This is a genomic window from Halobacillus sp. Cin3 (genome assembly GCF_947311855.1).
In the GTDB taxonomy this organism is placed as follows: domain Bacteria; phylum Bacillota; class Bacilli; order Bacillales; family Halobacillaceae; genus Halobacillus; species Halobacillus kuroshimensis.
In genome coordinates, this window is record NZ_CAMZMV010000008.1 from 12,584 (window position 1) to 30,235 (window position 17,652).

Annotated in this window: 17 protein-coding genes and 1 other annotated feature; of the genes, 11 read left to right on the forward strand and 6 right to left on the reverse strand. The window is 48.7% G+C overall.

Going from position 1 to position 17,652, the window contains the following annotated elements:
* Nucleotides 1-198: 198 nt before the first annotated feature.
* On the forward strand, nucleotides 199-411 hold the full coding sequence (locus QMA39_RS17935) for a hypothetical protein (RefSeq protein ID WP_035531002.1): 213 nt from the start codon (nucleotides 199-201) through the stop codon (nucleotides 409-411).
* 39 nt (nucleotides 412-450) lie between these two features.
* Here QMA39_RS17935 and mscL read toward each other — a convergent pair whose 3' ends face one another.
* Together mscL and QMA39_RS17945 are read right to left on the reverse strand one after the other, a co-directional pair.
* Complete coding sequence (mscL, locus tag QMA39_RS17940; RefSeq protein ID WP_206936150.1) at nucleotides 451-942, reverse strand: large conductance mechanosensitive channel protein MscL; 492 nt, start codon at nucleotides 940-942, stop codon at nucleotides 451-453.
* 57 nt (nucleotides 943-999) lie between these two features.
* Nucleotides 1,000-2,124, reverse strand: a complete 1,125-nt coding sequence (locus QMA39_RS17945) for an IscS subfamily cysteine desulfurase (RefSeq protein ID WP_281659471.1) — start codon at nucleotides 2,122-2,124, stop codon at nucleotides 1,000-1,002.
* 98 nt (nucleotides 2,125-2,222) lie between these two features.
* Between QMA39_RS17945 and nadB the strand changes: the two genes are divergently transcribed.
* The 5 genes from nadB to QMA39_RS17970 all read left to right on the forward strand — a co-directional run bounded on the left by nadB (nucleotide 2,223) and on the right by QMA39_RS17970 (nucleotide 6,623).
* Nucleotides 2,223-3,779 (forward strand): L-aspartate oxidase, encoded by a 1,557-nt coding sequence (gene nadB, locus QMA39_RS17950; protein ID WP_281659472.1) that lies wholly within the window; start codon nucleotides 2,223-2,225, stop codon nucleotides 3,777-3,779.
* A complete protein-coding gene (gene nadC / locus QMA39_RS17955) occupies nucleotides 3,754-4,605 on the forward strand; it encodes a carboxylating nicotinate-nucleotide diphosphorylase (protein WP_281659473.1) in 852 nt (283 codons plus the stop codon). Before nadB ends, nadC begins: the two co-directional genes overlap by 26 nt.
* Nucleotides 4,602-5,708: a quinolinate synthase NadA gene (nadA, locus tag QMA39_RS17960; protein WP_281659474.1), complete on the forward strand. Its 1,107-nt coding sequence runs from the start codon at nucleotides 4,602-4,604 to the stop codon at nucleotides 5,706-5,708. Before nadC ends, nadA begins: the two co-directional genes overlap by 4 nt.
* Nucleotides 5,709-5,783: 75 nt before the next feature.
* Entirely contained in the window at nucleotides 5,784-6,380 is a 597-nt protein-coding gene (locus QMA39_RS17965) for a TetR/AcrR family transcriptional regulator (RefSeq protein ID WP_281659475.1), read from the forward strand.
* Nucleotides 6,381-6,437: 57 nt separating this feature from the next.
* Nucleotides 6,438-6,623, forward strand: a complete 186-nt coding sequence (locus QMA39_RS17970; protein ID WP_160839750.1) for an H-type small acid-soluble spore protein — start codon at nucleotides 6,438-6,440, stop codon at nucleotides 6,621-6,623.
* Nucleotides 6,624-6,813: 190 nt separating this feature from the next.
* Here the strand turns inward: QMA39_RS17970 and QMA39_RS17975 are convergent, their stop codons facing one another.
* From QMA39_RS17975 to ileS, 4 genes are all read right to left on the reverse strand, one after another.
* Nucleotides 6,814-7,428 carry a PH domain-containing protein gene (locus tag QMA39_RS17975; RefSeq protein WP_027953261.1) on the reverse strand — a complete coding sequence of 205 codons (615 nt, stop codon included), beginning with the start codon at nucleotides 7,426-7,428 and terminating at the stop codon, nucleotides 6,814-6,816.
* A 137-nt stretch (nucleotides 7,429-7,565) separates the two neighbouring features.
* Entirely contained in the window at nucleotides 7,566-8,276 is a 711-nt protein-coding gene (locus QMA39_RS17980) for a nitroreductase family protein (RefSeq protein WP_206936165.1), read from the reverse strand.
* Nucleotides 8,277-8,646: 370 nt separating this feature from the next.
* Nucleotides 8,647-9,066: an Rrf2 family transcriptional regulator gene (locus tag QMA39_RS17985; RefSeq protein ID WP_027953263.1), complete on the reverse strand. Its 420-nt coding sequence runs from the start codon at nucleotides 9,064-9,066 to the stop codon at nucleotides 8,647-8,649.
* Nucleotides 9,067-9,170: 104 nt separating this feature from the next.
* On the reverse strand, nucleotides 9,171-12,260 hold the full coding sequence (gene ileS, locus QMA39_RS17990; RefSeq protein WP_281659476.1) for an isoleucine--tRNA ligase: 3,090 nt from the start codon (nucleotides 12,258-12,260) through the stop codon (nucleotides 9,171-9,173).
* A 99-nt stretch (nucleotides 12,261-12,359) separates the two neighbouring features.
* Nucleotides 12,360-12,588: a binding site (T-box leader), on the reverse strand.
* A 248-nt stretch (nucleotides 12,589-12,836) separates the two neighbouring features.
* Here ileS and QMA39_RS17995 point away from each other — a divergent pair.
* From QMA39_RS17995 to QMA39_RS18015, 5 genes are all read left to right on the forward strand, one after another.
* Nucleotides 12,837-13,613, forward strand: a complete 777-nt coding sequence (locus QMA39_RS17995; RefSeq protein WP_281659477.1) for a class I SAM-dependent methyltransferase — start codon at nucleotides 12,837-12,839, stop codon at nucleotides 13,611-13,613.
* 70 nt (nucleotides 13,614-13,683) lie between these two features.
* Nucleotides 13,684-15,009, forward strand: coding sequence for a cytochrome ubiquinol oxidase subunit I (locus tag QMA39_RS18000; protein ID WP_027953267.1), 1,326 nt, complete (start codon nucleotides 13,684-13,686; stop codon nucleotides 15,007-15,009).
* A gap of 24 nt (nucleotides 15,010-15,033) precedes the next feature.
* Nucleotides 15,034-16,059 (forward strand): cytochrome d ubiquinol oxidase subunit II, encoded by a 1,026-nt coding sequence (locus QMA39_RS18005; RefSeq protein WP_206936172.1) that lies wholly within the window; start codon nucleotides 15,034-15,036, stop codon nucleotides 16,057-16,059.
* Nucleotides 16,060-16,152: 93 nt separating this feature from the next.
* A complete protein-coding gene (gene glsA / locus QMA39_RS18010) occupies nucleotides 16,153-17,121 on the forward strand; it encodes a glutaminase A (RefSeq protein ID WP_206936174.1) in 969 nt (322 codons plus the stop codon).
* Complete coding sequence (locus QMA39_RS18015; protein WP_206936176.1) at nucleotides 17,111-17,557, forward strand: DUF4385 domain-containing protein; 447 nt, start codon at nucleotides 17,111-17,113, stop codon at nucleotides 17,555-17,557. Before glsA ends, QMA39_RS18015 begins: the two co-directional genes overlap by 11 nt.
* The last annotated feature ends 95 nt before the right edge of the window (nucleotides 17,558-17,652 follow it).

The following is a 17,652-nucleotide window of genomic DNA, read 5'->3' on the forward strand; positions in this document are numbered from 1 at the left end:
TAGTTGTAGGATGTCCCAAATCATTGAATCCCTCCCTCCACTCCTCAGGAAATAAATCCCTCCTAAAGTCATCCAACCAATGAACTAAATCTTTTTAAATTATCAGAATTTACCATAATATAACAAGTTATTCAATTTATCTTAACAATGAGGAGGTATCTTGTGGACGTACCTCAATTTTGAAAGGGGAGTTTAGTGATGTTGAAGAAATGGTTACTGGCTTTAGGTATGGTTTCTGTTTTAACACTGGCGGCATGCGGCGGAGAAAGTGAAGAAGAAGGCAACACAGAGGAAGAGCAGACAGAAGAGCAGGAATCCGGTGATACAGGCTCAGAGGATTCCTCTGAAATGGAAGGCGAAGATTCTGAAGAGGGTTCTGAAGAAGAATCTGAGGAAGAATCAGCTGAATAACGCACATAACCAAAGGCGCAGTGTCATCACTGCGCCTTTTTATTTGATTTTCCACGTCGTGCCACGTGTCCGGGAGGAAATTTTCTGCTCTTCCAGCGAGGATGAACAATGCGGACAGATGACCGCCCGGGGTGGAATGGGAAGACAACAGTATGGACATTCTTTTTTTGTCAGGCCGTCCAGCGGGTGCTGGTGCGGTTTCTTCCAACGGTTCATCTGCCTTACAACGAGGAAGACAGCAAATAGAATAATGACGAAACGAATGAAAGCGGTTAGAAAAAGTCCATAATTGATGGTTGCCGCTCCTGCTTCCTTCGCTGCCGCGAGGGAAGGGTAAAACAAGCCGTCCAGACTGATGAACATGTTTTCGAAATTCATACTGGAATACAGAACACCAATGGGAGGAAGAAGCAGGTCGGTGACGAGGGAGTCGATAAAACCACTGAATGCAGCTCCAAGCACCATTCCCACCCCCATATCGACAGCACTCCCCCGGATGGTAAACTGTTTGAATTCATGAAAAATCCCCATCCTATCCCCCCTTTCCCACATTGTATGAAAGAAAAATAGGAAGCATGTCCCTCCCTTTCAATCATCCTCCCGAGGCAGATACAGATTCAGATGGTGGGCAAGATCAAGGATATCCGTTTTCGAATGGTGGTGGCTGAAGGATATCCGAATAAAAGACTTCGCGTCTTCTTCTTTCACCCCCATGGCGCTTAACGTATACGATGCCTGCTGCGTATGGACACGGCAGGCGCTGCCCGTCGAAAAAAAGTACCCCCTCCGGCTGCCTTCCAGCATCATCCACTGCCCCTGATGGTGATCAAGCATCAAACCTATTATAGGAACAGGCTGATGTTCGGTCTCCCCGGCCAGCTGCCAGCGTCCCGGGGTTAACTCCTCAAGAAAAGACGTTTTTAAATGTTGATGATAAGCAGCACGTGCTGGGAGGTGCTTGACTGCTTTTTCTGCAGCCGTAACGAATCCCGCGGCCCCCGGTACATCCACGGTTCCCGGACGCACACCTTTTTCATGGGTCACGTTCGGGGTAAGAGGCTGAAAGGAAAGATCAGGACGTATGTATACAGCCCCTGTTCCTTTTGGTCCGGACACTTTGTGACTGGAAACCGATAAACTGTCCACGATGGATCCGATGGTGCTTAAGGATATTTTGCCAAAGGACTGTACGCAGTCACAGTGGAGTAGAGATCCATACTTCCTTGCCGTATGGACAGCTTCTTCGACCGGTTGGATGGACCCGATTTCTCCATTGACATGGTGGAGAGCGACGACAGCAGGTCCGTTGTGCAGGGCTTTTTCCAGTTTTGTGAGATCGACCTGCCCATTTGGATGCAGCGGGATGATCGTCACTTGGATGTCCTGTTTTTTCATCCGCTCTGCCAGATTATGAATGGAAGAATGTTCACCTCCGGAAATGACAAGATGCTGACTGTTAAGTGCCCTTATTAATGCAGATACAGCCAATTCATTGCTTTCTGTTCCTCCACTCGTAAAAGCAATTCCTTCATACGGGACGTGAAGGAGTTCACCAAGCTTCTTCCGGCAGTGTTCCAATAATGAGGATGCTTTTGTTCCTGCATCGTGGAGACTTTCCGCATTTCCATAGTAATGGGTGGCAGCATGGACATAGGCCTCCAATGCCTCCGGATCCATCGGACTTGTGGCCGCATAATCAAAATATCGATTCATGATCGATCCCCCTGTTCAAAAAACGCTTGCCTTCAGCTTAAATTTGTGTGAACATTAATGTCAATACATATGTATATACATTATCAGGAGGAAACGACATGGATGCAGATGTTTTGATCATTGGAAGCGGCGCTTCTGCTTTACAGCTCGCCAGACACCTTCGTCCGACAATGAATGTGATATTACTCACAAAGTCTACATTACAACACAGCAATTCTTTCTTGGCGCAGGGCGGAGTTGCAGCAGCACTTGGCGGGGATGACAGCCCCTCCTCCCATTACAACGACACAGTTAAGGCCGGCCGCCTTACCAATGCATCGCGGCCCCTTCATATTATGACCAGGGAAGCACCCTCCGTCATCCATGATCTGGCTTCCATCGGCTGTGCATTTGATAAAGATTCACTGGGAGAGTTTCAGCTGGGACGGGAAGGCGCCCATGGACAAAGCCGCATTGTCCACGGAGGCGGAGATCAAACCGGCAGGAGGCTTGTGGAATGCCTGGCAGGTGTGCTGCCGCCTAACGTAACCGTTCTGGAAAATCAGTTCGTCTTTGAATTACTTATCAATGATCAGAATGAATGTTTTGGTGCACGAAGTAAGGATGCATACGGGAAGATTCATACCTTCCTTTCCCCCCATACCGTGCTCGCTGCAGGAGGATGCGGCCAGGTCTATGCCTGTACTTCCAATGCAGCATCAGCTGAAGGGGACGGCATCGCTCTCGCTTTTGAGGCTGGAGCTGAGTTGATTGATATGGAGTATATCCAGTTTCACCCCACCCTTCTATACATAAACGGGCAGGGCGCCGGGTTAATCTCCGAAGCTGTACGAGGGGAGGGAGCTGTTCTTGTCGATGAGACCGGCAGAAGAATCATGAAAGGGGTCCACCCGATGGAAGATCTTGCCCCGCGCCACGTGACGGCTCAAACCATCTTCCACTACCGTCAAAAAGGCCGGCCGGTCTTTTTGGACATTCGGCACGTGCCCCGTTTTCATGAACGGTTTCCTTCCATCACCGCCCTCTGCCTGAAGCATAAGGTCGACCTTAAGCAGGGCCTGATTCCTGTGGCACCAGGGTGTCATTTTATTATGGGAGGGGTCAAAACAGATGACAAGGGCAGGACGAACGTTCCCGGATTATATGCGGTTGGAGAAAACGCCTGTACAAGAGTCCATGGAGCCAGCCGTCTGGCGAGCAATTCCCTGTTGGAAGGCCTCGTTTTCGGCAGAAGAGCCGCACGGTTTTTGAACTCCCTGTCATCCTCTCTCCCCTCGCAGCAACGAAAAAAATGCCCGCCTCCTTCCGTTCGCCTTCACCTCCCTGAACGGAAGGTTATTCAGAAGCGGACGATGGAAGCAGCAGGAATTGTAAGAAACCATAAGGACCTCCACGGCCATAAAAAATGGCTGGACTCTTTTCCGATGAGTCACGGTTTTGACAAAGGGATGCTGACGAAGGAGCAGGTAACCGTTTTATTTCTGCTCCAGACAGCCCGGTTGATTACGACCGCTGCTTTGGAACGAAAGGAAAGCCGAGGCAGTCATTTTCGTTCCGATTATCCAGAAGAACAGGCAGAGTGGAAGGATCAGACCATCCTGCTTCAATCCCACAAAAAGGAGACGAATGATGAACCGTATCAAACGCTTGGATAAACTGAAGGAATTCTTAATTGAGGATATTGGAGATTACGATGTCAGTACGGATCTGCTGTTTCCTGATGAACAGCACGGCGTTCTGCGCATCACTGCTAAAGAAAAGGGAATATTCTGCGGCGGATGGGTGGTTACAGACAGCTATCATCTTCTCAACGAAAAGGTTAGAACAGAGGTGCTTATCCAGGACGGAAAGGAATTCCAACCGGGCACCTGTCTGGCTGAGGTTTACGGGCCGATGACAGATCTTCTCAAAGGGGAAAGGGTCGTCCTCAACTGCATCCAGCGGCTGAGCGGCATCGCCACCCTGACCAGGAAAGCTGTCCAGGCACTAGGGACCCCAAAGATCCGTCTTTGTGACACGAGGAAAACGACGCCGGGGCTGCGGATGTTTGAAAAGGAAGCCGTCCGCGCCGGCGGCGGATACAATCACCGCTTCGGACTATATGATGCTGTCCTGTTAAAAGACAACCACATCGCTTTTTACGGATCTCTTACAAACGCCGTCCAGCATATCAAAGCAAAAACCAGCCATATGGTGAACATCGAAGTGGAAACCGAGACAGACGAACAGGTACTGGAAGCGGTGGACGCAGGGGTGGACGCCCTTATGTTTGATAACCGTCTTCCTGAAGACATTGAACGGATGCTTCCTTTTATTCCAGAAACCATCACGACAGAAGTTTCTGGTGGAATCACTCTGGACAACCTTTCCACCTACCGTCATTTGAACGTGGACTACATTTCCCTCGGCTTTTTAACACACAGCGTCCGATCGCTTGATTTCAGTGCCCGGGCCGTTTTAATGAAGGAGGAGATTTTATGAACCTTTTTGACACTTTGAATTCGACACGCCCCTCCCTGCCTGAACGGTACAAGAGGATGGCTGACGAAGAGCTTGAAGAGAGGATTATACGAGTGAAACAAGATTGGGGCCGTCGATTATTCATTCCCGGACACCACTATCAAAAAGATGAGGTCATCCAATTTGCCGATGCCCGCGGAGATTCGTTAAAGCTTGCCCAACTATCCGCCACTCAGCACGATGCGGAAGCCATCGTTTTTTGTGGTGTTCACTTTATGGCGGAAACGGCGGACCTTTTAACAAGAGAGGATCAGCACGTCTTCCTCCCCGATATGCGGGCAGGGTGTTCCATGGCCGACATGGCTGATATCCGCCAGACGGAACGGGCATGGGAGCAGTTGACGGCTTTGTTTGGAGACACGATTCTCCCTCTCACCTATGTTAATTCCACAGCTGCGATTAAATCGTTCGTTGGGGAACATGGCGGGGCGACAGTCACGTCATCCAATGCAGCGGATATGGTGACGTGGGCGTTCACCCAAAAGCCGCGCCTGTTATTCCTTCCTGATCAACACCTGGGCAGGAATACAGCCTGCGATCTCGGAATTCCTTTAGAAAAAATGGCCGTATGGGATCCGGTTCAGGAAGAGCTGGTGGGCAGCGGCGTTATGGACGAGGTCCAGGTTATCTTGTGGAAAGGACATTGCTCTGTTCATGAAAATTTCACTACCGTGAATGTGGATCACATCCGCGCGGAATACCCGGATATGAAGATCATCGTTCACCCGGAGTGCTCAAGAGAGGTTGTCGAAGCGTCCGACATTTCTGGATCCACTAATGCGATTATCCAGTCTATCGAGCAGTCTCCTCCGGGCAGCGCATGGGCCATCGGGACGGAAATGAACCTCGTCAATCGAATCATCCAGAAGCACCCGGACAAGCATATCCTTTCACTTAACCCGAAGATGTGTCCATGCTTGACGATGAATCGGATTGACCTCCCCCATTTGACATGGGCTCTCGAATCGCTGGCTGAAGGACACCCTCCAAACCGGATCAAAGTGGAAGAACAGGTGGCCGGACCGGCACGTCTTGCCCTGAACCGGATGTTGGATCACGCTTAGATTCCGTTGCATTTCCTGAAAAAGAGCGTACACTCAAAAAGAGAGTACTTACTGTTTTGAAGGAGCTGATTCCCTATGCACATGAACGAAGAAGAACAGGAGCGGATGCTGAAGGCGGCCCACAGCCTCTTTTCCACCAAAGGATTCAGTGGAACGAGCGTAAAGGAAATCGCCGGACAGGCGGAAGTTTCTGAAGTGTCAGCTGCCCGCACCTACCCATCACTGATGGATTTGTTTATTGATTCCTTTTCTGAAGGCTTTATTCAGCAGCTGGAGACCACCTCTGTAGAGGTCCATCCATCGACGAATCAAAAGCCGGCGGAAATGATCTATACGTACTTATGGAACCGGATGAAGGAGTTCACGTCGATGGATAAATCCGTGTTCAAAGAAATGATGAACAGCCTCTTCCCCGCAATGGAGAACGACGCAGAAAATCGCAGAAAGATGATCGGCATCGACTTTATGCTGGTGGACGAAATGATTGTTCTTTTGAATGAGATGAAGGAAAAAGAGCTGCTGCCCGGGGATTTCAACGCCAATCAGGCTGCCGAAATCATTTACAGTTCCCTAGCGTTCGAATTCCTATTGTACGTGTATGAAGAGGAAGTTTCTCTGGAGATGTTTTTGAATGGAGTCAAAAAAAAGCTCGATTTCATTATCGAGCGGTGATGCATATAAACCGTCGTGGAGGCAGAAAGTAAACGTAAACGACAGGAGGTCTCCATGATGAACAAAGAGCGAGCCAAAGAAATCTTCCATTCCCCTGATATGATCCAGGTCCATCATAAGGACCGGGAGATTTATATTGAAGAAGTGATTGAACGCAATGAAATGGCGAGGATTCACCCGACCGATCAGCCGAACATCGTTCAGAAAGTTCCTTTGTACGAACTCAAGGAACTGGAGCAGTAACTTTAAGAAGGACTGAACAATAATAGACAACCCGTACCGGGATTCAAGCGTTTGAACCCCGGTACGGGTTGTACTTTTTTCCTTTATCAGCATGCTGCGTATCCCACAGTTAAAAAGATACTCCTGCTCGGACAATGTGAACGCAGAAGACCGTACTCTGAACTACTGGAGACATACAAAAATCAGCCGCTTAATTCTGGATGTATTTTTCGAAGATGTCCTTAAAGTCCTTGCGTGTATGCTCGGTGTGCTTTTGAGCGAGCCATTCATAGGTGAACGTTACGGATTCCTTAAACTCGGAGGAGACTTGATTGTCATGGAACCGGTTTTCGCGCAGAAGATCACGGGCAGCCTCCAGACTTTCTCTCGCATATTCAGCATGAAGCTGATGGTCTTCCTGAATCTGAGAAATCGCTGTAAGGGATTTATAAAGATCGGCAATGGCCTCGCCTTCATCTTTAGCTATATCAATGCTCATGGACTGACTGCCGATGGAAAATTGGATTTCCAGATCAAGGTCGATGGTTCCTGCGGTTTCTATGGTTACGTTCCGGATCGGATTTTTGTAATAGTCATAGCGCAGAATGTTGCGCTTGCTGCTGGAGGCCTTTTCTCCATCCAGGTGGATGAGGGCACGGTTCGTAAAGCAGTACTCGTCACTTTTTGACTTAATCAGGAAATGGATTTTTTCTCCGTCTTCGGTTAAGACAAAATCATCCGACTGGGTCTTATCAAAATCTTCTTTGGAAATGATTCTCCCGATATCACTCAAGCCCAAGGCATCACTTGCAAGCTTTTTAAACATAGGAAAGCCTCCTTTATTCTTCTTCTTCTACATCATTCGACAGACGAACGCCAATCCCTTCCGTGCTTGAAAAAAATCTAACTTGTCATAATCACCACAAAGAAAAGCCGCCCCGTAACCGGAGCGGCACCTGTTCATTATTCGTAACGGTTCCACTGAACAATTTCATCCAATGGAAGACGGGTTTTTTGGAAACCGGCTTTTGTACCTTTTCCAAGAGAAATCAGCATAACTGCTTCATAGTTTCCAGGAACGTTGAAAGCTTCCAGGAATTGCGCTTCATCATAACCACCCATCGGCACGGTGTCATAGCCTTTCGCTTTTGCTGCAAGCATCAGCTGGTTGGCCACGATTCCGCCATCGATGTGAGCGATTTTCGCAAGACGCTCTGTCGGGAAGTTTCCGTAGTTATCGAAAATGCTGTTGACGTACATGTTTTTCACGTCTTCAGGCATGTTGCCTTTCTCAGCAATCTGGCTGTAAATCTGGTCTGCATTTTTATAGGCCTCACGGTCACCAAGGACAGCCACGACGACGGATGCATCGACGATCTGCTGCTGATTGTTGGCGATAGGTAGAAGCTTCTCTTTTTCCGCCTGATCTTCGATGACAAGGAATCTCCACGATTGAAGGTTACTGGAAGATGGAGCCAGAACCGCTGTTTCCAGAATCTCACGGATTTCACTTTCTTCCATTTTGAATTCAGGATCATACTGGCGGACAGAGCGGCGTTCTTTGGCTACAGTTAGAAAATCCGTGTCCTCCAGCTGTTTCGGTGCTTCTTTCGTTGTATCGATTTCTTTTACTTTATTTAGGTATTCTTCTTTACTCATTGTATTTTGAGACATGATGATGCTCCTTTAAACTGTATTTATCACAAGAACAGTATATGATTTAACTGTTCCTTTGTCAACTACAGTTTATGATAACCCATAAAAAAAGCACACCATAATGTTTCGCTCCCAGCCGGCTATGATCACAAGACCCATTTCACGATTCGATTGGCCAGGTCAACTCCAGCATTCAGTGGTGACGCCTGCTGGAAAAGCACGGGCCGAAGATTCACCGATAAGCGGAACGTGACCTCACTATGAGTTGAATTTGAGGGTGCTCTTTGTTTAACAAAAGATCGTCCACTTTCCATACAACAAAACACCTCAAAATTCACAGAAAAAAAGACTGCCGAGAATTTTCTCGGCAGTCGATCTTCAAACAACATTACGATGACTTTTGAATCAGGTCGGCAATGGTTTTCTCTTCTAGTCCGGCTACAACCCAGCTTTCCATATCATTACGGAGCTCGATCAAGGATTCCCTTGTAGAAGGCGCAAAGCATTCTTTGCCTCCGACATTAAAGAAACCCTTCGGAAAAGTTTCCGCTCTCATTGCTTCATAGACTTCTGACAGCTTTATATCTTCGGGGTCTTTCACTAAGGAATAGCCCCCTTCTCTACCTTCTTTGGCGTGAATCAATCCCGCCTTCACTAAGTGACGGAGGATCTTTCTTAAGAACACAGATTTGGATTCCAGCTTTTCGGCAAGCTTTCCACTCGGGCAGAGTCCTTCATTTTCAGCAAGGACGACAAGGGCCTGAACAGCCATCCCAAACCATCGTGTGCTTGATACCTTTTCTGCCATGATTTCACCTCTTCATCTGTTTCTTATTTTGGGACATCCTGCAAAAAAAGTCAAAACACCGGAACGGCAAAAAAAGCCCCGGCCGGAGCCGGGACTTTCCATCCTTACTGTGTAAGAGCCAGTTTCAGTGTATGATCACCAACGGTATACTCTTTCATTTCCTCTTTTTCGCCGACCGTGAGTTCCTTAACAAGGACATTCTCACGAATCAGCCGTTCGTTCTGCTTAATGGCTTCCTGTACTTCATCATCACCGGCCAGAGCGATATCGACACGAAGTTCGATCGGCAGATCCTGCTGCTTCCGCTCATCCTGAATCACACGGATCACTTCACGGGCAAGACCCTCAAGGCGGAGCTCTTCTGTGATGGATGTATCAAGAACAACGTGGAAGTCCTGGTTGGACCCCATGGACAGGCCGGCATCGGCTACACGTTCCACGTTCAACAGATCCATCGGTACTTCTACCTCACCATCAGCGGTTGGAACGACCGCTTTGTTATTTTGGACAACAGCTGCGGCTTCTTCTTCCGACAGCTTTTCCAGGTAGCCTTTGACGAGACCGACATTCTTACCGAGAACCGGGCCGGCTGCGCGGAAGTTCAGCTTCACTTCATAACGGACAAGATCCTCGGAAGACTGTTTAACAATGACTTCTTTGACGTTGATCTCATCACGAATGATGCTGCTGTATTCCTCAAGCGCTTTGCCCTGGTCCGGGTTGACCGGAATGACAACAAGCTCCGAAAGCGGCTGCTTCGTCTTGATCGCTTCTGTATTACGCACACCACGGGCAAGCTCGACCACCTGCAGGACAGCGTCCATATCTTTTTCCAGCTGTTTGTTGACGACAGCATCGTCTACTTTCGGGAAGTGGGCCAGGTGCACACTTTCACCCGTCAAGTTCTGGTAGATATCCTCAGCCAGGAACGGCGTGAACGGAGCCATCAGCTGGCTAAGCTGGGTCAGCACTTCATGAAGCGTATGGTAGGCCGCTTTTTTGGACTCGGTCATGCCTTCTTCCCAGAAACGGTCACGGGAACGACGGATGTACCAGTTACTCACTTCATCGATATACTTCTCAAGAGCCTTCGCTCCTTTTGTGAAATCGTAATCCTCAAGAGCTTCCTCCACAACAGCTGTCACACTGTTCAAGCGGGAAAGGACCCAGCGGTCAAGAAGCGTCTTCTCCCCGGTCTCATCCTTATTGAACGTATAGCCGTCGATATTCGCATACAGCGTATAGAAACCGTGCGTGTTCACAAGGGTGTCAATCACTTTGGATTTAGCCTCAATCACGACACGCTCAGAGAAACGTTTGTTGTTCCAAGGTGCACTATCTGCAAGAAGCGCCCAGCGGAATGGATCGGCACCGAATTTATTGACGATGTCCGTCGGATTAAGGGCATTTCCTTTACTTTTCGACATCTTACGGCCTTCTTCATCAAGAATGTGGCCGGTGGAAAGCACGCGCTTGTACGGTACTTTACCTGTGAACAGCGTAGAAACCGCCAGCAGGCTGTAGAACCAGCCACGTGTCTGATCGATTCCTTCACAGATCACATCAGCTGGGAACTGCTTCTCAAACTGATCCTGGTTTTCGAACGGATAATGCTGCTGGGCAAACGGCATGGAGCCGGAATCGAACCAGACGTCGATAACTTCCGGTACACGGTCCATCGTGCCTCCACATTTTTCACAGCAAACCTGAACACGGTCGACGTAAGGCTTATGCAGCTCAACGTCTCCGATGTCTCCAATCGCTTTTTCCTGAAGGTCCGCTTTACTGTGCGGAGCGTATTGGTGGTCACAGGAATTACACATCCAGATTGGAAGCGGTGTTCCCCAGAAACGGTTCCGACCGATGTTCCAGTCGACCATATTCTCAAGGAAGTTTCCGAAGCGTCCGTCTTTGATGTGATCCGGATGCCAGTCGACCTGCTGGTTGTTGGCAAGGAATTGATCCTTCAATTCCGTCGTTTTGATGAACCAGCTTTCGATTGCGTAATAAAGAAGCGGTGAATCACAGCGCCAGCAGTGCGGATAGCTGTGCTCATACTTTTCTTTATGGAAAAGAAGTCCTTCATTAGCCAGGTACTTCACGATATCTACATCACAGTCTTTCACGAAGCGGCCTTCGAATGGAGGGATATCTGCTGTGTAGCGTCCCTGTCCGTCTACAACGTTAAAGAAGGAAAGGTTATGTTCTTTGACGAGGTTGTAGTCATCTTCCCCGTAGGCAGGTGCGATGTGAACAACACCTGTACCGCTTTCGGCGTTGACGAAATCTGCTTCGACAACGAAATGACCACGCTCAGGCTTCACAAACGGGAATGGTGCTTCATAGGATACACCGCTGAACTCGCTTCCTTTATGCTTGGATACGACCGTATAATCTTCTCCAAGATTTTTCTCAGCAAGAGCTTCAGCAACGATGTAAACTTCGCCGTCTTTTTCTGCTTTGATGTAATCGAGATCCGCATGGACAGCCAGGGTAACGTTGGCAGGCAGTGTCCAAGGCGTCGTCGTCCAGCCAAGGAAGAATTCATTCTCTGTTCCTTTGACTTTGAACTTCGCTGTCGCGGACAAGTCTTTCACATCTTCATAGCCCTGAGCCACTTCGTGAGAGCTCAATGTTGTCTGACAGCTCGGGCAGTACGGAGTAACCCGGTGACCCTTGGATAGCAGATTGCGCTTATGAAGGTCACTGAGGATGTACCAGACGCTTTCAATATAACGATCCTGAAGCGTTACGTACGGATCATCCATATCGAGCCAGTACCCGATGGATTCCGTGAATTCACGCCACTCTTTTTCATAGTTGAAGACACTTTCCTTACACTTCTCGATGAACTTCTCTACACCATATTCCTCGATCTGCTGCTTTCCGGAAATACCGAGCTGCTTTTCAACTTCCAGTTCAACTGGAAGACCATGGGTATCCCAGCCGCCCTTACGCAGCACCTGATAGCCCTGCATCGTTTTGTAACGGCCCACAAAGTCCTTGATGACCCGGCCGAGTACGTGACCCGCGTGCGGAAGTCCGTTCGCTGTCGGAGGTCCTTCATAAAAAACGAAAGTTTCTGCGCCTTCGCGCTCATTCATGGAGCGTCGGAAGACATCTTCTTGTTTCCAGTAATCTTTGACACGATTCTCGCGGTCTAAGGCCGCTTCCTTCGTATTGACACTGCGCATTTCTTCCACCTCTTACCCTTTTATTTTGTATAGATAATCACATGGGACACAACTGGATACAGTTTCCCTGAAAAAACAAAAAATCCGCCCCTGTATGAAAACAGGGACGGATGTTCATTCCGCGGTACCACCCATATTCCGTGCAGATCCAGCCGCACGGCGCTCGGTAAAAAACGGATAACGGCCGTCAGCCGGTTCCACCTACTCTCAATCATTTCAGCAGAACTTCTCAGGGATGATCTTCAACCGATTCCGCCGTCGCTTTCCACCAGCCAGCGACTCTCTACAGGTCAGGTGATCGATTTACTCTTCCCGTCAATGAAACTATACGTATCTTCTCTAATCGTACAATGGAACGTCAGGGATGTCAAAAAGTTTCTTACCCCCATCTTCGCCCATTCCCTCTTGGATTATACGTGTGGATTTCACTTTACACCCCCACTGATTTTTTGTCATTTTTTACGATTGAATCTTTGATTTGTTGTGGTTATCACGGCAGATCAAAGATTGGTATTATCCAAAACCCATGCTTCGGATTACACTATAAGCAACTCCATGGAAGGAAGGATGTCTGGGATGAAAAATGAACAGAAACGGCGTGTACAGGAAACTTTCTCAAAAAACAAAGAGGCGTATGTTCAAAGCACCACCCATAACAATCCTGATGATTTGAAACTGTTGGTCGAATGGCTGCAGCCGGAACAACACTGGAGGGTGCTCGATGCAGCCACAGGCGGCGGTCATGTGGCCAAGGCTGTGCAGCCGTTCGTGCACCGTGTATATGCGGCAGATCTGACAAAGGAAATGCTCCAGAACACAGCCGCCCACCTTTCCAGCATCGCTGATATGGCGTTTATTATAGCGGATGCTGAAGAGCTTCCTTTTCTTGACGATTACTTCGATGCGGTCACCTGCCGGATTGCTCCCCATCACTTTCCTGAACCCGATACCTTTGTATCGGAAGTCTCCCGCGTCCTGAAACCCGGCGGCCGCTTCCTCATGATTGATAACACAGCACCTGAAGATGATCAGCTTGACCATTTTTACAACGCTCTTGAAAAAAGGAGGGACCCCAGCCACGTCCGTGCCTTGAAGGTATCGGAATGGGAAGCCTTATTCAACGACCAATCGCTGATCGTGAAGAAACACTTGAAACGGCAGAAGACCCTCCCTTTTTCGTCGTGGGTGACACGCACCCAGTCCTGTCCTGTTGAACAGCGCGCGATAGAACAGGCTTTATTGTCGGCAGACAACAATACCAAGGCCTACTTTTCCATTACATCGTCAGATTCAGGTGTTGAACATTTTTCCGTCGACGAGTATATGGTTCTTGTAGAAAAAGGTTCCTGCTAACGAATAATCCTCCACCTCATAGGAAGAATAACCAAAGGATAATGAAACTTGTTGTGAGGTGGGAAATCAAATGGATATCGTCGTCATGGCCCGTGCCCTTTTCGGAACTTCCCTGGGCTTCCATATCATCTATGCCACCATCGGTGTAGGACTTCCTGTGATGATCATCATAGCGGAAGTTATGTATTTTATTAAAAAAGACAGCGATTATGCACTGCTGGCGAGAAGATGGACGAAGGCCTTCGCCATCCTGCTTGCTGTATCGATCGCATCCGGAACGATTGTAGGCGTTATGATTTCCCTGCTGTTTCCTGACTTCATGGAAATCGTCGGCCAGGTCATCGCCCTGCCGTTCCAGATGGAGATTTTCGCTTTCCTGATTGAAGCGGTTTTCATGTCGATTTACTTATATGCGGCGGACCGCCTGCCGCCGACGCTCCGTCTTGTAAGCATCATCTCTGTTGCTCTTGGAGCGACTGCGTCGGCCATACTGATCACCGATGTCCATGCCTGGATGAACACCCCGGCGGGCTTCCGTATGCTTCCAAACGGGGAAATTACAGATATTGATACGTGGGCGGCCTTTTTCAACCCGAGCTTCGGGGTCACGGCCATCCATGTCACCCTTTCCGCCTACATGACCGTCGCTTTTCTTGTGGCTTCCGTGGCTGCGCTCCGTTTGATGAAGTCGAAAATCACCGACCAGGAGCGTGCCTATCATAAAAAAGCGTTGATGATCGCCCTTTATTTCGGCGCGTTGATGTCTTTAGGCACAGCAATCAACGGCCACGAAACCGCTCAAATGCTCCATGAATACAACCCAAGAAAACTGGCAGCTGCTGAAGGGTTATTCGAAACCCAGCGTTATGCCCCGCTTTCTGTCGGAGGCTACACGTCCCTTGAGGACCAGCGGGTGAAGTACGCCATTGAAATTCCATACGGACTGAGCTTCCTTGCCGGTGACCGGCTTGATACCGAAGTGATAGGTCTGAATGAATACCCGCAGGAGCTGTGGCCGCCATTGTATGTCCATATTTTGTTCAATGTCATGGTCGGCATCGGTACTGTCCTGATTGCCGTCGCTTTTGCCGCCTTGTTCTGGAAACTCGTCCTAAAAAAAGAGTTTCCCGGATGGATTCTCGCCATCCTTGTCGTCAGCGGACCGCTGGCTTTGCTGGCAATCGAAGCTGGCTGGTGCTTCAGCTGTATCGGACGACAGCCCTGGACGATTACAGATGTCCTGAGAACAGGGGAAGCTGCAACAAAATCCAAAAGTGTCGGTTTTCTCTTTTACTTGTTCATGAGTTTGTACATCACCCTGTTGTTCGTCACAGGATTCGTCCTCCGGTTCTATTTCAAGAGAAACCCTGTCAGCCGGGACTTGAGCTCTCAATAAAGGCAGAGAAAGGAAGAACTTTTTATGGAAGCTTCAACACTGGCCGTCACCATTCTGTGGAGCCTGCTGTTCATTTACGCAATGCTCGGATCTCTTGATTTCGGGGCAGGGTTCTGGGGGATGATTTATGGAAAAAGTGAGGAAAAAAGCGCCGCCCAGATTGCCAACCGCTTTTTATCTCCGACGTGGGAGGTCACCAATGTATTCCTCGTCATCTTCGTCGTTTCTGTGGTCACGTTTTTCCCTTATGCAACGACGCTTCTGAGCAGTGTCCTGCTCGTTCCTGTCGCGCTCGGACTGCTGCTCCTGACGATCCGGACCACCTTTATGGTGTTCCAGCACTATGCAGGGAAATTTGTCGGGCTGCTGCGTGTCACTTCCGGGGTCACAGGTTTGATCATTCCTGCCCTGCTTGTCAGTATTCTGCCGATTACCCTTGGGGGATTCATCAGCTTTGAGGATGACTACCCGCGGTTGGAATACGGAGAGCTTCTGACCCATCCGACGCTGTACATGCACGTATTATTCGGTCTATCCACCGAGTTGTTTATTTCATCGGTTTTTTTAATGGACTATGCCAAGGAAGCTGAAGACTGGGATGCGTATGATACATTCAGAAAGCACGCCCTGTGGCTCGGACCTGTCAGCATCGCTGTCGCCATGCTGACAATCGGAACATTTCCTGAGGAAGCTGGTTGGATTGTTGATAATATTGAGCAGAACTGGCTCATTTTCGGCCTTTCCCTGTTGTTTTTCCTGATCGGCTACGTTCTTTTGTTTTTGAAAAAACCGGACGGAAGAAAGGGACGGGCCCGCCCTGCCGTCATCATGATCGTGCTGCAGTACGGATTCGCTATTTATGCGTACGGATCCGCCCACCTGCCGTACTTGATTTACCCGGATTTAACAGTCAGCGATGGGTTCACCAACGCTTCCACCTTTTACCCCATGCTGATCGTCTATGCTGTCGGTTTCGGGATTTTGATTCCAGCCTTCTATTTATTCTGGAGATTGTTCCTGAAAGACCGGCGCTACTTAAAGCAGCAGTAAGCACATGCAGCCACTTCCCTGCGGGGATGGCTGCTTTTTTTGTTTACCCACTTTCTGTAAGAGGGTACTGAACTACAAAAAAGGAGAAACGCTATGACAGAACTATCGAACTCCTATTTGGAAGAAGCTATTGAGGACAGCCGTCCCTATGCTTCTCAAGGAAAGGTGAATATGAACCTTCCTGATTACGGGGAGGCAAATAAAGACTACCTCGGCGTCAGCATCATCACGACAGACGGCTCGTGCTACAGCGCCGGGGATCATGATCAATACATTCCGATGCAGAGTACCTCAAAAGTCATCAGCTTGATGCTTGCTCTCCAGGACTTCGGAAAGGACCGTGTTTTTCAAACCGTAGGAATGGAGCCGATGGGAGATTTCTTCAATTCCATCAGCCAGCTGGAGTCCTATGACACAAGCAAACCTTTCAACCCGATGATTAACGCAGGCGCGATCGCTACAGCTTCCCTTATTAAAGGACAGAGCGTGGAAAACCGGTTCGACCGCTATATGCATTTCTTAAAGAAAATCACCAGCAACGACCATCTTGAAATGAGCGGAGAGATGTACGAAGCAGAAAAGGCGAACGGCTCGCGCAACCGTTCCCTCGCCTACTTTATGCACAGTACAGGCACACTTGTAACCGATGTCGAAGAAGCGCTGGATTTATACTATCGTATGAATGCAGTCATGATGTGCTGTCATGACTTTGCCCGGGTCGGCTTGTTCCTTGCTAAAGGCGGCCTCGATCCAGATACGGAAGAAAGCTTGATTCCCGCCCACCACCTAAGAACCGTAAAAGCCATCATGATGACCTCCGGGATGTACAACTCATCCGGCCACTACGCAGTCGAAGCTGGATTCCCATGTAAAAGCGGAGTATCCGGGAGCATCATCGGTACGGTGCCTGGAAGAATGGGAATCGGCGTCGTCGGCCCTGCCATTGATGAAAAGGGAAACAGCACAGCCGGCGGCGCTTTAATCAAAAAATTGTCCAGGGACCTGAAATTGAATATGTTCGGCATAGAAAATACAGAAAGGACGAAGGACCATGCCTTTTGATTACGATTTAGATTTTGATTCCATTGATTTCAGAGAAGAACCCGAAAAATACCGTGTCGGGCGCGGCGAGCAGGGTGTACTTCTTGTCGAACCCTACAAAAGTGAAATTCTCCAGCACTGGCGCTTCAAAACACCTGAAATCGCCAGAGAGTCGTCAGAAAAAATTTACGCTATGTTTGAAGAATACAAGAAAAACGATGATTTTGTCGGCATGGATATGGCCCGTAAATTCCTCCAGATGGGGTATACACGCTCGCGCCGGTACGCCAATTACAAAGGTGGAAAAAAATACGATGACGATGGAGACATCAACGACCGTGACATGGATGAGGAAAAAGCAGAATCAGCCCGGATTTTCGAAGAGAAATGGATCAAAGCCCGCGAGGATGAAGAATACCTTGAGAAAAAACGGACCCACCAAAAGGAATACGGATAAAATAGGACGTTTCGATTAAAATTGAAAAATCTTCCGTATGCATATTGTCAAAACTTTCTGAGTAGTGTAGAGTAGTCATCAACATTTACATGAAC

Coding starts and splice junctions, on each gene's coding strand:
- QMA39_RS18005 (WP_206936172.1), top strand. CDS start 15,034: ATGGAAGCTTCAACACTGGCCGTCACCATTCTGTGGAGCCTGCTGTTC.
- nadC (WP_281659473.1), top strand. CDS start 3,754: ATGAACCGTATCAAACGCTTGGATAAACTGAAGGAATTCTTAATTGAG.
- nadB (WP_281659472.1), top strand. CDS start 2,223: ATGGATGCAGATGTTTTGATCATTGGAAGCGGCGCTTCTGCTTTACAG.
- QMA39_RS18000 (WP_027953267.1), top strand. CDS start 13,684: ATGGATATCGTCGTCATGGCCCGTGCCCTTTTCGGAACTTCCCTGGGC.
- QMA39_RS17985 (WP_027953263.1), bottom strand. CDS start 9,066: ATGGCAGAAAAGGTATCAAGCACACGATGGTTTGGGATGGCTGTTCAG.
- glsA (WP_206936174.1), top strand. CDS start 16,153: ATGACAGAACTATCGAACTCCTATTTGGAAGAAGCTATTGAGGACAGC.
- QMA39_RS17995 (WP_281659477.1), top strand. CDS start 12,837: ATGAAAAATGAACAGAAACGGCGTGTACAGGAAACTTTCTCAAAAAAC.
- QMA39_RS17935 (WP_035531002.1), top strand. CDS start 199: ATGTTGAAGAAATGGTTACTGGCTTTAGGTATGGTTTCTGTTTTAACA.
- mscL (WP_206936150.1), bottom strand. CDS start 942: ATGGGGATTTTTCATGAATTCAAACAGTTTACCATCCGGGGGAGTGCT.
- QMA39_RS17970 (WP_160839750.1), top strand. CDS start 6,438: ATGAACAAAGAGCGAGCCAAAGAAATCTTCCATTCCCCTGATATGATC.
- QMA39_RS17975 (WP_027953261.1), bottom strand. CDS start 7,428: ATGTTTAAAAAGCTTGCAAGTGATGCCTTGGGCTTGAGTGATATCGGG.
- QMA39_RS18015 (WP_206936176.1), top strand. CDS start 17,111: ATGCCTTTTGATTACGATTTAGATTTTGATTCCATTGATTTCAGAGAA.
- nadA (WP_281659474.1), top strand. CDS start 4,602: ATGAACCTTTTTGACACTTTGAATTCGACACGCCCCTCCCTGCCTGAA.
- QMA39_RS17980 (WP_206936165.1), bottom strand. CDS start 8,276: ATGTCTCAAAATACAATGAGTAAAGAAGAATACCTAAATAAAGTAAAA.
- QMA39_RS17965 (WP_281659475.1), top strand. CDS start 5,784: ATGCACATGAACGAAGAAGAACAGGAGCGGATGCTGAAGGCGGCCCAC.
- QMA39_RS17945 (WP_281659471.1), bottom strand. CDS start 2,124: ATGAATCGATATTTTGATTATGCGGCCACAAGTCCGATGGATCCGGAG.
- ileS (WP_281659476.1), bottom strand. CDS start 12,260: ATGCGCAGTGTCAATACGAAGGAAGCGGCCTTAGACCGCGAGAATCGT.